The sequence below is a fragment of the Mycobacterium sp. G7A2 genome (assembly GCF_041902445.1).
GTDB lineage: Bacteria > Actinomycetota > Actinomycetes > Mycobacteriales > Mycobacteriaceae > Mycobacterium.
In genome coordinates this window covers 5766121-5779818 of sequence record NZ_CP169251.1, presented here as the reverse complement: position 1 = coordinate 5779818, position 13698 = coordinate 5766121, and the positions used below count along the sequence as shown (strand labels likewise).

Genomic DNA, 13698 nt, shown 5'->3' with positions numbered 1-13698 from the left:
ACTTTTCGGTTCTTCCGCCGGTGTGTTCCGGCGATGACTCAAGAATGCCGCCTGCGGCCGTCGATGTCTGTCGGCGTACCGGTGGATGCGGTGGTGGAATCGGTGGTCCACCGATCGGGGGATAGCGCTGCCCGGTTGTGGGAGGCTGAGCGCGTGGCCAGCGGAGAACGGGTGCAGGTGGTGGCCATCGTGTCCCGGGCGCTGCAGCACGGCGCGGCCGGATTCCTGGCGAAGGAGTCCATTCCGCGGTGAACTGGTCACCGCTGGACTGCGCCAAGTGCCCCTCTGACCGACTGCGCCGAGTGTCGCCGGCCTGCTCCGGTCAGGACCGCAGGGTGTCCGAGGGCATGCAGCCATAGGTTCGGCGGTACATCGCCGCGAACCGTCCGGTATGTGCGAATCCCCAGCGCGCGGCGACGTGCTGCACCGTCGCCTCGACGGGGTCGGCGTCGACCAGGTCGTGGTGCGCGTGGTCCAGACGCACCCGTCGCAGGTACGCCATCGGCGTCATGTCCAGGTGCCGCTTGAACATGTACTGCAGCGCGCGCGGGGTGACGTGCACGCTGGCGGCGACGTCGGACAACACGATCGGCGAATCCGCGTTGTCCTCGATGAACGCGATGGCCCGCCTCAGCAGCACCGGCCGGGTGTCGGTCGACGCTTCGGCGGTGCGGTCGGGGCGTGACGCGGTGTTGGGAAAGGCGGACAGCACCGCGCCGGCCAGCATCGACGCGGTGGTGGAGGCGACCAGCCGGGTGACGGGGGTGCCGTCGGACGCCAGCGACCGGACGTAGTCGAGCGTGGCTCGGACGTGCCGCTCGGCTTCTTCGGACACCGGGCGGTGCCCGAGCAGTTGCACCTGTTCGCCGTCGAGACCGGCCAACCTGTCGAGCAGTTCGACGTCGAACATCGTCAGGTCGTAGCTGGCATTGCACACCCGCCCGGAGTAGGGCACGTCCGGATGGCAGAACAACGCCACGTCACCGGGACCGAGCACATCGCGGCCGTAGCCGGCGACCTCCTCTTCGATCGTGCCGGCATGAACCTGACTCAGGCAGACCCGGTGCATCGGTGCGGCGTCAAAGGTCATGTGGAACCCGACGTGCAGCCGGTCGATGTCGATGGGGCCGAAACTCTGTCGTTCGATGTGCGTCGACGCCGTCTCACCCGGCTCGGGCCGGATCGTCGTCTTCGAGTACGCGCGGGTGAGAAACGCCTGGGTGGCGACCACGTCGTCACTGTCGAACACCAGACCCGCCGCACCATCACCGGGCTGATTCGGCCGGGTGCTGCCCGAGCAGGCTGTGGGGTGTCGTTGCGGGGTCGACGCGGCGTCCAGCAGCGTTGACGAATTGTCGTCGAACATCACAAACCCCGCATCTGCGGCGGATTGGTGGGGCGCTCGGCTTCACCCCCGTGTCGAGAACCATACCCGTACCGTCGCCGTCTCAATCCGGCCGAAGACGTGCCCACGGCGTGCCGTGCCGAGGGTGGCCATCCGCAAAACGAACAACCGGTGATCCACAAAACGAAACCGGCAGCGCCGAGACCGTGAATTGCGCTGGTACAGAGCGAGTGTGAGCCGTCCAGGCGCTGATCCGCGTATCGGAGACTGATCTAACGTTGAGGGTGGACCTGACAGGCCGACACGGTCGGCGCAGGTCAGCTGGGCGCCCCGACATCTGGCCGGTGACTTTGGACGTCGCGGTGGACAGATGAGGTGCCTACGAGAGGGATTGACGTGCCCAATGACCAGATCGATTCAGTGGACAAGGACGCGCAGAACACCGAAGCGCTACCGGAATCCACCGAGAACCAGACCATCGACTGGCACGCCGAGCGCCGCCACCTCTACGAAGTCGCCGCGATGGTCGACAGCATGCAGCGGCGCGGGGTCGGCGAGTTCGAAGCGGTGATGCGGGAGATGAACGCGACGACCGTTGCGTCCGTGCCCGGTGCGCAATATGCCTGCGTCACGACCGTCGGCAACGATCGGGCGGTCGCGTCGCTGGCCTCGACGCATCAGTATCCGATCATGCTCGACGACGTGCAGCGCGACGTCGACGAAGGCCCGTGCCTGTCGGCGGCGTGGGAGCACGACATGGTGGCCATCGAGGACCTCAGCGTGGAGACGCGCTGGCCGCGCTACCGCGACGCGGCGCTGCCGCTGACACCGATCCGGTCGATCCTGTCGTTCCGGCTGTTCAGCGATGGCAAGAGTCTGGCCGCGCTCAACCTGTATGCCGAAGGCGCCCACAAGTTCGACGAAGAGTCGGTCGAACTGGGCCTGGTGTTCGCCGCCCACACCTCGGTGGCGTGGAACACGATGCGCCGCACCGAACAGTTCCGCAGCGCGCTGGCCAGCCGTGACCTCATCGGCCAGGCCAAGGGCATCCTGATGGAGCGGTTCGCCATCGACGCGGTCGCCGCCTTCGACCTGATGCGGCGGCTCTCCCAGGAGTCCAACGTCAAGCTCCTCGAGATCGCCGAGAAGGTCGTCGCCGACCGTCGCGCCAAGGATCACGGCGCGCCAGAGCCAAGCGGCCGATAGCCGCACCACGACGAAGCGGCCCCTCCCGGAGTTCGGAGGGGCCGCTTCGTGTCGAGACTCAGCGCGGTCGCATGTGCAGTGCGGTCGGCGGTTCAGTGTTGCCACTGAAGCTCAGTGCCGCCAGTAGTTGTTGTGGCTGTGGTGACGCTCGGTCCAGGGGTGCAGTTGCTGGCCGCCGTGGGCCTTGTCGGTGGCCCGGGTGTCGGGGGTGGTGACGATCGAGTGGCTGCCGTTGGTGTGGGTGGTGGTGGTCGCGGCGGCGGCCGGGCCGGCCAGGCCGAGGGCCGCTCCGCCGATGACGCCGGCGGACAGCAGGGGCAGGACCAGGGCGCGGGTGATGTTCTTCATGATGAGTTCTCCTGTGTGAGTTGGCTTTTCGGTTGTTCCGCCGGTGTGTTCCGGCGATGACTCAAGAATGCCGCCCGCGGCCGTCGATGTCTGTCGGCGTACCGGTGGATGCGGTGGTGGAATCGGTGGTCCACCGATCGGGGGATAGCGCTGCCCGGTTGTGGGAGGCTGAGCGCGTGGCGAGCGGAGAACGGGTGCAGGTGGTGGTCGGCGACGACCATCCGATGTTCCGCGACGGGGTGGTGCGCGCACTGCAGTCCAGCGGGTCCATCGAGGTGATCGCCGAGGCCGACGACGGAGTCGAGGCCCTGGCCGCGATCCGCGAGCATCGCCCGCAGGTGGCGCTGCTGGATTACCGCATGCCCGGCATGGACGGTGCGGCGGTCGCCGCCGCGGTGCGCCGCGACGAGCTACCCACCCGCGTGCTGCTGATCTCCGCGCACGACGAATCCGCCATCGTGTACCAGGCGCTGCAGGACGGCGCGGCCGGATTCCTGCCCAAGGAGTCCTCCCGCGGTGAACTGGTCGCCGCCGTGCTGGACTGCGCCAAGGGCCGCGACGTCATCGCCCCGAGTGTGGCAGCCGGGCTGGCGGCCGAGATCCGCAAGCGTTCGGTGCCCGACGGTCCGGTCCTCAGCCCGCGGGAGCGTGAGGTGCTGACCCTCATCGCGGCCGGCCGCAGCATCCCGGCCATGGCCAAGGAATTGTTCCTGGCCCCCTCGACCGTCAAGACGCACGTGCAGCGCCTCTACGAGAAGCTGGGCGTCAGCGACCGCGGCGCTGCGGTGGCCGAAGCCATGCGCCGCAAACTGCTGGACTGACGTGAATTTCTCCGGGCAGCGGCTGCGCTCCTACCGCGACTTCCTGGCCGCCGAACCGGTCCGCGTCTCGGCGGTGCTGCGCCTACCGCTGATCGTGCTGATCGCGGCACTGGTGTGGATCTGGGAGGTCGACCACTGGTTGCCCCAGCTGTACGCGGTGATCCTCGGTGTCTACGCGGCGGTCGCGGTGGTGTGGTTGCTGGCGGTGCTGCGCGGCCCGGTGCCGCGGTGGGCGGCGTGGGCGTCGACGGCGGTCGACCTGCTGGTGATCCTGTTGCTGTGCGTGGTGTCCGGCGGGGCGACGGCGGCCTTGTTGCCGGTGTTCTTCCTGCTGCCGATCTCGGTGGCGTTCCAGGACCGGCCGGGTCTGACCGCCGTCATCGGGTCGATCACCGCCGCCGGCTACCTGACCGTGTGGATCTTCTACTCCAAACGCGACGACACCATGGGGCTGCCCAACATGGTGTACACCCACTTCGGTTTCATCGTGTGGATGGCCGTGGCCACCACGGCGCTGAGCTTCGTGCTGGCCCGGCGGGCGGCCCGGCTGGCCGCGCTGCAGGAGGTACGCACCCAGCTGGTGTCGGAGGCGATGCAGTCCGACGAACGGCACAACCGCGAGGTCGCCGAACATCTACACGACGGTCCGCTGCAGACTCTGCTGGCCGCACGTCTCGAGCTCGACGAGGCCCGCGACCGGATCTCCGACCCGGCGCTCGACCACGTCTACGCGGCCCTGCAGGACACCGCGGCGGGGCTGCGGGCCACCGTCACCGAGCTGCACCCGCAGGTCCTGGCGCAGCTCGGACTGACCGCGGCGGTGCGAGAGCTGCTGCGGCAATACCAGTCTCGGCACGACATCGACGTCATCGCCGATCTCGACGACGTCGGCAAGCCGCAGTCGCAGTCCCTGCTGTACCGGGCCGCGCGCGAGCTGCTGACCAACGTGGCCAAGCACGCCCGTGCCAGCACCGTCTGGGTGGAGGTGCACCGTGACGGCGACCGGGTGTTACTCAGCGTTCGCGACGACGGCAGCGGCTTCGATCCGCAGCAGGTCGGCAATTCGGTGGCCGCGGGCCACATCGGTCTCGGCTCCCTGCTGGCCCGGTTCGACGCGATGGGGGGCGCCATGCACATCGAGTCCACGGCCGGCTCCGGTACCCGGATCACTGCGGTTTCACCGCCGGAGCCCCCCGACGAGGCTTGACGCCCGTCAACCCCGCTCCGTCATTGTGGCGGTGATCACACTGTCGTCCGTCGGGGTGCTGCCCGCGGTGGAGGCGGTTTCTGCGCTACTGCCTCGCCCGATACCGGCGATCCCACATACTTGGAGACCACCGGCGCCGCCGTCCCGGTCGCTGAACTGTGCCGATGGGGCCGAAACGGAATCGGCTCTCGACGTTTGCACCCGCTATGGTGTCTGATCACACATCGCGCCCCACGTTGACGCGGGCTCGCCACCGACAGAACCCGAACCACCCCGAATAACACGGAAGAGATCAACGTCGCCATGACAGAAGTCGAATCCGGCGCCCCGCGCCCCGACGCCACGACGGTGACCGTCGGCGTGCCCGCCGAGTCGGCCGCCGGTGAACGGCGCGTCGCGCTCGTTCCCAAGGCGGTCGCCGGACTGACCAAGAGCGGAGTCAGCGTCGTCGTGCAGTCCGGCGCCGGTGACGCGGCCCTATTGCCCGACGAGCTCTACACCGAAGCAGGCGCCGTCATCGGCGACCCGTGGGCCGCCGACGTCGTCGTCAAGGTCGCCCCGCCCAGCGCAGAGGAGATCGCCAAGCTGCGCTCGGGCCAGACTCTGATCGGGTTCCTGGCGCCCCGCAACGCCGACAACCAGATCGGTGCGCTCAAGTCGGCCGGTGTCCAGGCCTTCGCCGTGGAAGCGATCCCCCGGATCTCCCGCGCGCAGGTGATGGACGCGCTGTCCTCGCAGGCCAACGTCGCCGGCTACAAATCCGTGCTGCTGGCCGCCTCGGAGTCGACCCGCTTCTTCCCGATGCTGACCACCGCAGCCGGCACCGTGAAACCGGCGACGGTGCTGGTGCTCGGTGTCGGTGTGGCGGGTCTGCAGGCGCTGGCCACCGCCAAGCGCCTCGGCGCGCGCACCACCGGCTACGACGTGCGCCCCGAGGTGGCCGACCAGGTCCGTTCGGTGGGCGCCCAATGGCTGGACCTCGGCATCGACGCGGCCGGCGAGGGTGGGTACGCCCGCGAACTCACCGACGACGAGCGCGCCGCGCAGCAGAAGGAACTCGAGAAGGCCATCACCGGGTTCGACGTCGTCATCACCACCGCGCTGGTGCCGGGCCGCCCCGCGCCGCGGCTCGTCACCGCCGCGGCGGTGGAGGGCATGAAGTCCGGCTCCGTCGTCGTGGACCTGGCCGGTGAGACCGGCGGCAACTGCGAGCTCACCGAGCCCGGGCAGACCGTCGTCAAACACGGCGTCACCATCGCCTCGCCGCTGAACCTGCCGGCCACGATGCCCGAGCACGCCAGTGAGCTGTACTCGAAGAACATCACCGCACTGCTGGATCTGCTGATCACCGACGGCGCACTCGCGCCGGACTTCGACGACGAAGTGATCGCGGGCGCCTGCGTCACACGCGAGGGGAACTAGCCATGTACGACCAGTTGTTGTTGAACATCGCGATCCTGGTGTTGGCCGGGTTCGTCGGGTTCGCCGTCATCTCCAAGGTGCCCAACACGCTGCACACCCCGCTGATGTCGGGCACCAACGCCATCCACGGCATCGTGGTGCTGGGTGCGCTGATCGTGCTGGGCAACCTGCCCGCCGACGCCGGCTGGGGGGTGCGCATCATCGCCTTCATCGCGCTGATCTTCGGCACGCTCAACGTGATCGGCGGCTTCCTGGTCACCGACCGCATGCTCGGCATGTTCAAGGGCAAGAAGCCTGCCGCGTCCAAGGACGGGGCAGCCCAGTGACCTACCTCGTCAACGTCCTCTACATCGTCGCGTTCGCGCTGTTCATCCTCGGCCTGTCCGGCCTGACCGGCCCCAAGACCGCGGTGCGCGGCAACTGGATCGCCGCCACCGGTATGGGTATCGCCGTCGTCGCCACGCTGATCGCGGTCCGCGACACCGCCGCGATCAACTGGATCCTGATCGTCGCCGGTCTGGCGATCGGTGTGGTGCTCGGTGTGCCGCCGGCCAAGAAGACCAAGATGACGGCGATGCCGCAGCTGGTCGCGCTGTTCAACGGCGTCGGCGGCGGCACCGTGGCGCTGATTGCCTGGGCGGAGTTCATCGAGACCGACGGCTTCTCCCACTTCCGACCCGATCAGCAACCCACCGTCGCACTGGTCGTCGGGTCGCTGTTCGCCGCGATCGTCGGCTCGGTGTCGTTCTGGGGTTCGCTGGTGGCGTTCCTGAAGCTGCAGGAATCGATCCCCAAGAACGTCGAGAAGGCGCTGGTCCGCTCCGCCAAGCTGTTCCAGGCCGCCAACATCGCGCTGCTGATCGTGGCGGTCGGGGTCGCGGTCTACATCGGCCTCAACGCCGCCCCCGGCAACGAGACCAGCGGCTGGTGGATCGTGGCCGTTCTCGCCGCCGCCGGCGTGATGGGCCTGTTCGTGGTGTTCCCGATCGGCGGCGCCGACATGCCGGTGGTCATCAGCCTGCTGAACGCGCTGACGGGCCTGTCGGCCGCGGCGGCCGGTCTGGCACTGAACAACACCGCGATGATCGTCGCAGGCATGATCGTCGGCGCGTCCGGCTCGATCCTGACCAACCTGATGGCCGTCGCGATGAACCGGTCCATCCCGGCCATCGTGTTCGGCTCCTTCGGTGGCGACTCCGCGGCAGCCGCGGGACCGGGCGGCGAGCAGGGCACCGTCAAGGCCACCTCGGCCGCCGACGCCGCGATCCAGATGGCCTATGCCAACCAGGTCATCGTCGTGCCCGGTTACGGCCTGGCCGTCGCGCAGGCCCAGCATGCGGTCAAGGAGATGGGCGACATGCTGGAGAGCAAAGGCGTGGAGGTCAAGTACGCCATCCACCCGGTCGCCGGCCGGATGCCCGGACACATGAACGTGCTGCTCGCCGAGGCCGACGTCGAATACGACGCGATGAAGGAGATGGACGACATCAACGGTGAGTTCAACCGCACCGACGTCACCCTCGTCATCGGCGCCAACGACGTCACCAACCCCGCCGCGCGCAACGACCCGAGCTCACCGATCCACGGGATGCCGATCCTCAACGTCGACCAGTCCAAGTCGGTGATCGTGCTCAAGCGCTCGATGAGCTCCGGCTACGCCGGTATCGACAACCCGCTGTTCTTCGCCGACCAGACCTCCATGCTGTTCGGCGATGCCAAGAAGTCGGTGACCGAGGTGATCGAGGAGCTCAAGGCGCTCTGACCGGGCAGGTCTTCACAGGGCTCTGACCGGGCAGGTCTTCACGGGACTCTGACCGGCCAGGTCTTCAAGGGCTCTGACCGGGCAGGTCTTCGAGGGCTCTGACCGGGCAGGTCTCGAAACGGCACCGATCAGGCATCGAGATCTGCGCCCCAGGTGCGCGTCACGTGCTGCGCCACGCACGATGACCAACGTGAGCATGGTTGTGGAACGTGGGCTGGCGCGCTGTCCGCGATGCGTGTCGATGGCTGACTACGTCTTCATCGAGACGGTCACCGACGACGCTTCGCCCGTGACGCGCTACGAGGTGCGGTGCCGCAAATGCGGGGAGTGCTACGGCGAGGAGAGCCAGCCGCTGACGTACCCGCCGGTGTCCGGCGCGGTCGAACCGCCCATCGTCTGGCCGCGGGACCAGGAACCGGTTCCGCCCCGCGACTGGCGCCAAGAGCTTCGTGAGCGCGTCGACCGGGCCGGTCGCGTCACCACCCGCGTCGGCAAGGAGGCGGCGGACACCGCGGAACGGTGGGGTGGACACGCCGCCGGGCGGATGCGCACGTGGGCCGGCGCCGTCAAGGACACGCTGGAGAGCACGAAACACACGCTGGAAGAGAAGGTGGCGGCGCGTCGGCGCGGCGAGCACGAACCGGACGCGCCGGACGAGAACCGGCTCACCGCCGAAGAGCACGGCCTCAGACCGGAGACGTCCGCGGACACCCAGGAGGCGGCCGCGAACACGATGGAACGGCCCGCGGTCATGCCGCAGAAGCCCGCGGTCACCCCGGAAGGCGCCGCGGCTTCAGAGGTGGCCGGTGGCGATCACACCGGCGGGTAGGCCGGTGGCGGATACACTCCGCGAAGGATCCAGGCGAACCAGTTGATGCCGTACTCCAACTCGTCGCTTGCGTCGTAATCCGGGTTCGGGTCCACGTCATCACCTCTCGCCTGCAGGGCTCTGGCCGAGTGTAGACCTGCCGCCCCCGCGGCGGCACCGCATCCGCCTAGACTGAACCAACCAGTTAGTGGACCGCCCCTGCCTATAGTGAGTCGCCATGTCTGAAACCGTCACCACGAACGGGATGTCCCGTCGCGAGGAGCTGTTGGCCGTGGCCACCAAGCTGTTCGCCGCGCGCGGCTACCACGGCACCCGGATGGATGACGTGGCCGACGCCGTGGGGCTGAACAAGGCCACGGTCTACCACTACTACGCCAGCAAGTCGCTGATCCTCTACGACATCTACAAAGGTGCCGCCGACTTCACCGTGGACGCTCTGCACGACGATCCGTCGGCCTCGGCGCGGGAGATGATCTACCACTTCACCAGGCGCCTGTTGGTCGGCATCGCCGGCAACATCGAGCGGGCCGCCGTGTACTTCCAGGAAGGGCCCTACATCACCGAGTGGTTCACCGAGGAGCAGGTGGCCTACATCCGGGAGAAGGAAACCCAGGTCTACGAGCACGTCCGCGACGTGATCGACCGCGGCATCGCCAGCGGTGAGCTGTACGACTGCGACTCCCACGTTCTCGCTCTGGGCTACATCGGGATGACGCTGGGCTCCTACCGATGGCTGCGGCCGCACGGGCGGCGCACCGCCCAGGAGATCGCCGTGGAGTTCAGCACCGCACTGCTGCGCGGCCTGATCCGTGACGACGCGGTCCGGCAGAGTTCACCGCTGGGTGTCACGGTCGAGGCCGACACGCTGACCTGAAACGCGGGTACCCGGGTGCGGTGACGGTTCACATCGGCACCTCCGGATGGTCGTACAACCACTGGGCAGGCGTGCTCTACGAGCAGGGGGTGCCGACGGCGCGACGGCTGGCCCGTTATGCCGCCGAGTTCGACACCGTGGAACTGAACGGCAGCTTCTACCGCTGGCCTCGCGACGAGGGCTTCGCGCGGTGGCGCGACCAGCTCCCGTCCGGGTTCACGATGGCGGTGAAAGCGGCCCGCGGGCTGACCCATGCGCGCCGCCTGCGGTCCCCGGAAGAATGGATCGAACGCCTGCACCGCGGCTGGAGCGCCCTGGGTGACCGCGCCGGACCGCTGTTGGTCCAGCTGCACCCGGCGCTGGAGCGCGATGACGCCCGGCTCGACCATTTTCTCGGTGCGATGCCGGCGCAGATCCCCGTCGCCGTCGAGTTCCGCCACCCGTCCTGGGACGACGAGCAGGTCTACCGCCTGCTGGAGAAGCACGGCGCCGCCTACGTCGTGATGAGCGGGGCGAATCTGCCGTGCGTGCTGAAGGCCACCGCCGGTTTCGTCTACGTGCGACTGCACGGCCCCGATCCGGACGCGCTGTACGGCGGCTCCTACAGCGGTGAGGACCTGCGGTGGTGGGCCGAGCGGATCCGGGAATGGCAGGCGCAGAGCCGAGATGTGCTGGTGTACTTCAACAACGACCTCGGTGGCAACGCGGTGCGCAATGCGCGGGAGCTGCGCGCCCAGCTGTGACGATATGCTCGCCCGATGCCGTTGGTGAGCAAGACCGTGGAGGTGGCTGCCTCCGCCGAGACGATCATGGGGATCGTCGCCGACTTCGAGGCCTACCCGCACTGGAACGAAGAGATCAAGGGGTGCTGGGTGCTGGCCCGGTACCACGACGGCCGGCCCAGCCAGCTGCGGCTCGACGTGGTGGTACAGGGTCAGGCCGGCACGTTCATCACCGCGGTGTACTACCCGGGTGAGAACCAGATCTACACGATGCTGCAGCAGGGCGACTTCTTCTCCAAGCAGGAACAGAAGTTCTCGGTGGTGCCGATCGGCCCCACGTCGCTGCTGACCGTCGACCTCGACGTCGAGACCACCATGCCGATTCCCAAGCAGATGGTGAAGAAGGCCGTCAACGACACCCTGGAGTATCTGGCGGACAACCTGAAGGCCCGCGCCGAGCAGCTCGCCGCCGGCTGACCCCGGATCGGGTCAGTCCCACAGCCCGATCTGGTCCAGATAGGCCAGCAGCCGGGCCAGTCCGTCGGTGAACTGACCTTCGGTCAGCGCGACGACCGTCGGTGCGTCGCGGTGGCGCAGCGCATCGATCAGTTGCTCGTGGCTGGCCACCGCGCCCGCCGCCCAGGCCGGGTCGGTCGCGAACAGCCGCGGCGGCAGGTATCGCGAGGCATGCAGCAGGAACCAGGCCAGCTTGATCCGCTCGCCCGCACGGTTGAACGCCCGGTGGAAGGCGAACTCGCACTGCGCGACCTGGTCGGGGTCGCCGGTCGCCGCGGCGGCGGCCAGTTGGGTGTTGAGTTCGACCAACTCGTCGATCTGGTCGGGGGTGATGCGGCGGGCCACGGTGGTGGCGAGTTCGCGCGCGATGGCGCTCTGGAGCCAGAAGATGTCCTCGATGTCGGCACGGCTGAGCGGGACGACGCGGTGACCGCGATGGGGCTCCAACTCGACCATGCCCTCGCCGCGCAGCGTGCGCAGCGCTTCCCGCACCGGTGTGATGCTGACGCCGAGCCGCGCCGCGGTCTCGTCGAGGCGGATGAACGTGTTCGGTCGCAGCGCGCCGGTCATGATCTCGCCCCGCAGCCGCGCTGCCACCTCGTCGGAGAGCTGCTCGCGGCGCACCGCACCCGCCGAACGGGAGCGGACGGGGGCGTACATCGGATGCAAGGCCTTTCGGGCAGATCTCGCCGGGTGGCGATCGAGACTTGTCGCGAGCCCGCCGGGGCCATACTGTGACCGAGGCAACACCATGTTTGATCAAATATCACCGCACCGCAAGCCACGATCCCACGAAGCAGGACACGTTGACTGTTCCCGCCGGTACGCCTGAGCATCCGACCGAGCAGCCCTACCTCGCCCGTCGGCAGAACTGGACCAACCAGCTCGCCCGGCATGCCCTGATGCAGCCCGGCGGCACCGCGCTGCGGCATCTGGGCGCGACGACCACCTGGATCGAGCTGGAGCGCCGGGTGACCGCGCTGGCCGGGGCGCTGCACCGGCGCGGAGTCGGGTTCGGGGACCGGGTGCTGATCCTGATGTTGAACCGCACCGAGTTCGTCGAGTCGGTCCTGGCGGTCAACAAACTCGGCGCGATCGCGGTCCCGGTGAACTTCCGGATGACCCCGGCCGAGATCGCCTACCTGGTCTCGGACTGCGCCGCCGCGGTGGTCGTCACCGAGCCGGTGCTCGCGCCGGTCGCGACCGCCGTCCGAGACCTGGACCCGGCGCTGGCCACCGTGATCGTCGCCGGCGCCGCCACCGAGGGCGGCGTCCTGGGTTACGAGGATCTGGTGGCCGAGAACGCGCCCTGTCCGACGGTGGACATCCCCAACGACTCGCCCGCGCTGATCATGTACACCTCGGGCACCACCGGCCGGCCCAAGGGGGCGGTGCTGACCCACACCAACTTGGCCGGGCAGGCGATGACGCACCTGTTCACCAACGGCGCCGACATCAACAACGACATCGGCTTCGTCGGGGTCCCGCTGTTCCACATCGCCGGCATCGGCAACACGATCTTCGGTCTGCTGCTCGGCCGCCCCACGGTGATCTACCCGCTGGGCGCCTTCGACCCCGGCCACCTGCTCGACGTGCTGGCGCAGGAGAAGGTCACCGGGATCTTCCTGGTCCCCGCACAGTGGCAGGCGGTGTGCGCCGAACAGCGCGCCAACCCCCGCCGGCTGCAGCTGCGCACGCTGTCCTGGGGCGCCGCCCCGGCCTCGGACACGCTGCTGCGTGACATGGCGCAGACGTTTCCCGGCGCCAAGATCCTGGCCGCGTTCGGCCAGACCGAGATGTCGCCGGTCACCTGCATGCTGTTGGGCGAGGACGCCATCCGCAAGCTGGGATCGGTCGGCAAGGTCATCCCGACGGTGTCGGCCCGCATCGTCGACGACGACATGAACGACGTGCCCGTGGGCCAGGTGGGTGAGATCGTCTACCGCGCCCCCACCCTGATGGCCGGCTACTGGAACAAGCCCGAGGCCACCGCAGAAGCGTTCGCGGGCGGCTGGTTCCACTCCGGTGACCTGGTCCGGCAGGACGAGGAGGGTTACATCTATGTCGTCGACCGTAAGAAGGACATGATCATCTCCGGCGGCGAGAACATCTACTGCGCCGAAGTCGAGAACGTCCTGGCGGCCCACCCCGACATCGTCGAGGTCGCTGTCATCGGCCGGGCGCACCGCAAGTGGGGGGAGGTCCCCGTTGCTGTGGTCGTCGTCCGGGATTCGCTGGGATCGGCGCGTGAGTCGGCGGTGAGTGTCGCCGCCCTCGGGGAATTCCTGTCGGCCGAGCTGGCCCGCTACAAGCACCCCAAGGCCGTCGAGATCGTCGAGGCACTGCCGCGCAACCCCGCCGGCAAGGTTCTCAAGACCGAACTGAGGTCGCGGTTCGGCGCGGCAGCCGAGATTGACGTCCCCGAAAGTTCCTCTCCGACAACCGTTTCAGCCGGTGCGCGGCGGACCTAGTCGAGAGGGGGCGGCATTGCTTACGGTTCGGCGGTCAATCGCGCCGATGCAGTACGTCGGACTCAACCCATCGGGTACAGTCCGGTGGTCCGCCTTACTACCAGCGAGTAATAGGGCGGAGATCACACTGACCGGGTCCGGGCTGGAAGGGAGCGTGCGACAGGTGCCACCGGTG

Annotated in this window: 14 protein-coding genes and 1 pseudogene; 11 read left to right on the top strand and 4 right to left on the bottom strand. The window is 68.4% G+C overall.

From position 1 onward, the window contains the following. Positions 1–322: 322 nt before the first annotated feature. Positions 323–1366, bottom strand: a complete 1044-nt coding sequence (locus tag ACEWX3_RS27450) for a helix-turn-helix domain-containing protein (protein WP_374158277.1) — start codon at positions 1364–1366, stop codon at positions 323–325. 501 nt (positions 1367–1867) lie between these two features. On the opposite strand from ACEWX3_RS27450, the gene ACEWX3_RS27445 reads away from it, so the two are divergent. After that, the gene (locus ACEWX3_RS27445; protein ID WP_283612025.1) at positions 1868–2551 is read left to right on the top strand and encodes a GAF and ANTAR domain-containing protein; all 684 of its coding nucleotides are present in this window, start codon (positions 1868–1870) and stop codon (positions 2549–2551) included. 111 nt (positions 2552–2662) lie between these two features. Here ACEWX3_RS27445 and ACEWX3_RS27440 read toward each other — a convergent pair whose 3' ends face one another. Then, positions 2663–2899, bottom strand: a complete 237-nt coding sequence (locus tag ACEWX3_RS27440) for a hypothetical protein (RefSeq protein WP_221351029.1) — start codon at positions 2897–2899, stop codon at positions 2663–2665. A 176-nt stretch (positions 2900–3075) separates the two neighbouring features. Here ACEWX3_RS27440 and ACEWX3_RS27435 point away from each other — a divergent pair, with 176 nt between their 5' ends. The 6 genes from ACEWX3_RS27435 (at position 3076) to ACEWX3_RS27410 (ending at position 8940) form a co-directional block, all read left to right on the top strand. Next, complete coding sequence (locus tag ACEWX3_RS27435; protein ID WP_264002462.1) at positions 3076–3720, top strand: response regulator transcription factor; 645 nt, start codon at positions 3076–3078, stop codon at positions 3718–3720. A 1-nt stretch (position 3721) separates the two neighbouring features. Then, positions 3722–4927 carry a sensor histidine kinase gene (locus ACEWX3_RS27430; RefSeq protein WP_286183724.1) on the top strand — a complete coding sequence of 402 codons (1206 nt, stop codon included), beginning with the start codon at positions 3722–3724 and terminating at the stop codon, positions 4925–4927. A gap of 303 nt (positions 4928–5230) precedes the next feature. Continuing rightward, positions 5231–6349 carry a Re/Si-specific NAD(P)(+) transhydrogenase subunit alpha gene (locus ACEWX3_RS27425; protein WP_207069064.1) on the top strand — a complete coding sequence of 373 codons (1119 nt, stop codon included), beginning with the start codon at positions 5231–5233 and terminating at the stop codon, positions 6347–6349. Between the two features lie 2 nt (positions 6350–6351). Then, entirely contained in the window at positions 6352–6675 is a 324-nt protein-coding gene (locus tag ACEWX3_RS27420; protein WP_207069065.1) for an NAD(P) transhydrogenase subunit alpha, read from the top strand. Next, positions 6672–8111, top strand: a complete 1440-nt coding sequence (locus ACEWX3_RS27415) for an NAD(P)(+) transhydrogenase (Re/Si-specific) subunit beta (protein WP_207069066.1) — start codon at positions 6672–6674, stop codon at positions 8109–8111. The genes ACEWX3_RS27420 and ACEWX3_RS27415 overlap by 4 nt, the downstream gene beginning before the upstream one ends. Positions 8112–8352: 241 nt before the next feature. Further along, a complete protein-coding gene (locus tag ACEWX3_RS27410) occupies positions 8353–8940 on the top strand; it encodes a hypothetical protein (protein WP_207086025.1) in 588 nt (195 codons plus the stop codon). Here the strand turns inward: ACEWX3_RS27410 and ACEWX3_RS27405 are convergent. Further along, a pseudogene (locus ACEWX3_RS27405) lies at positions 8925–9035 on the bottom strand (CAP domain-containing protein); the annotation flags it as partial. The gene ACEWX3_RS27410 and the pseudogene ACEWX3_RS27405 overlap by 16 nt on opposite strands. Before the next feature lie 122 nt (positions 9036–9157). On the opposite strand from ACEWX3_RS27405, the gene ACEWX3_RS27400 reads away from it, so the two are divergent. Genes ACEWX3_RS27400 through ACEWX3_RS27390 form a run of 3 tightly spaced genes read left to right on the top strand, consistent with a single transcriptional unit; the run spans position 9158 to position 11013 of the window. Next, positions 9158–9814 carry a TetR/AcrR family transcriptional regulator gene (locus ACEWX3_RS27400; RefSeq protein ID WP_152514936.1) on the top strand — a complete coding sequence of 219 codons (657 nt, stop codon included), beginning with the start codon at positions 9158–9160 and terminating at the stop codon, positions 9812–9814. 20 nt (positions 9815–9834) lie between these two features. After that, positions 9835–10557 (top strand): DUF72 domain-containing protein, encoded by a 723-nt coding sequence (locus ACEWX3_RS27395; RefSeq protein ID WP_374158276.1) that lies wholly within the window; start codon positions 9835–9837, stop codon positions 10555–10557. A gap of 15 nt (positions 10558–10572) precedes the next feature. Continuing rightward, positions 10573–11013: an SRPBCC family protein gene (locus tag ACEWX3_RS27390; RefSeq protein ID WP_207069069.1), complete on the top strand. Its 441-nt coding sequence runs from the start codon at positions 10573–10575 to the stop codon at positions 11011–11013. A 12-nt stretch (positions 11014–11025) separates the two neighbouring features. Here ACEWX3_RS27390 and ACEWX3_RS27385 read toward each other — a convergent pair whose 3' ends face one another. Next, on the bottom strand, positions 11026–11712 hold the full coding sequence (locus ACEWX3_RS27385; RefSeq protein ID WP_374158275.1) for a GntR family transcriptional regulator: 687 nt from the start codon (positions 11710–11712) through the stop codon (positions 11026–11028). A gap of 146 nt (positions 11713–11858) precedes the next feature. Here ACEWX3_RS27385 and fadD5 point away from each other — a divergent pair, with 146 nt between their 5' ends. Beyond that, the gene (fadD5, locus tag ACEWX3_RS27380) at positions 11859–13523 is read left to right on the top strand and encodes a fatty-acid--CoA ligase FadD5 (protein WP_374158274.1); all 1665 of its coding nucleotides are present in this window, start codon (positions 11859–11861) and stop codon (positions 13521–13523) included. Positions 13524–13698 lie beyond the last annotated feature (175 nt).

What these genes read in the sequence shown, in the direction of transcription:
- ACEWX3_RS27450 (WP_374158277.1), bottom strand. Translation starts at nt 1,366, where the DNA reads ATGTTCGACGACAATTCGTCAACGCTGCTGGACGCCGCGTCGACCCCG.
- ACEWX3_RS27445 (WP_283612025.1), top strand. Translation starts at nt 1,868, where the DNA reads ATGGTCGACAGCATGCAGCGGCGCGGGGTCGGCGAGTTCGAAGCGGTG.
- ACEWX3_RS27440 (WP_221351029.1), bottom strand. Translation starts at nt 2,899, where the DNA reads ATGAAGAACATCACCCGCGCCCTGGTCCTGCCCCTGCTGTCCGCCGGC.
- ACEWX3_RS27425 (WP_207069064.1), top strand. Translation starts at nt 5,231, where the DNA reads ATGACAGAAGTCGAATCCGGCGCCCCGCGCCCCGACGCCACGACGGTG.
- ACEWX3_RS27420 (WP_207069065.1), top strand. Translation starts at nt 6,352, where the DNA reads ATGTACGACCAGTTGTTGTTGAACATCGCGATCCTGGTGTTGGCCGGG.
- ACEWX3_RS27410 (WP_207086025.1), top strand. Translation starts at nt 8,353, where the DNA reads ATGGCTGACTACGTCTTCATCGAGACGGTCACCGACGACGCTTCGCCC.
- ACEWX3_RS27400 (WP_152514936.1), top strand. Translation starts at nt 9,158, where the DNA reads ATGTCTGAAACCGTCACCACGAACGGGATGTCCCGTCGCGAGGAGCTG.
- ACEWX3_RS27390 (WP_207069069.1), top strand. Translation starts at nt 10,573, where the DNA reads ATGCCGTTGGTGAGCAAGACCGTGGAGGTGGCTGCCTCCGCCGAGACG.
- ACEWX3_RS27385 (WP_374158275.1), bottom strand. Translation starts at nt 11,712, where the DNA reads ATGTACGCCCCCGTCCGCTCCCGTTCGGCGGGTGCGGTGCGCCGCGAG.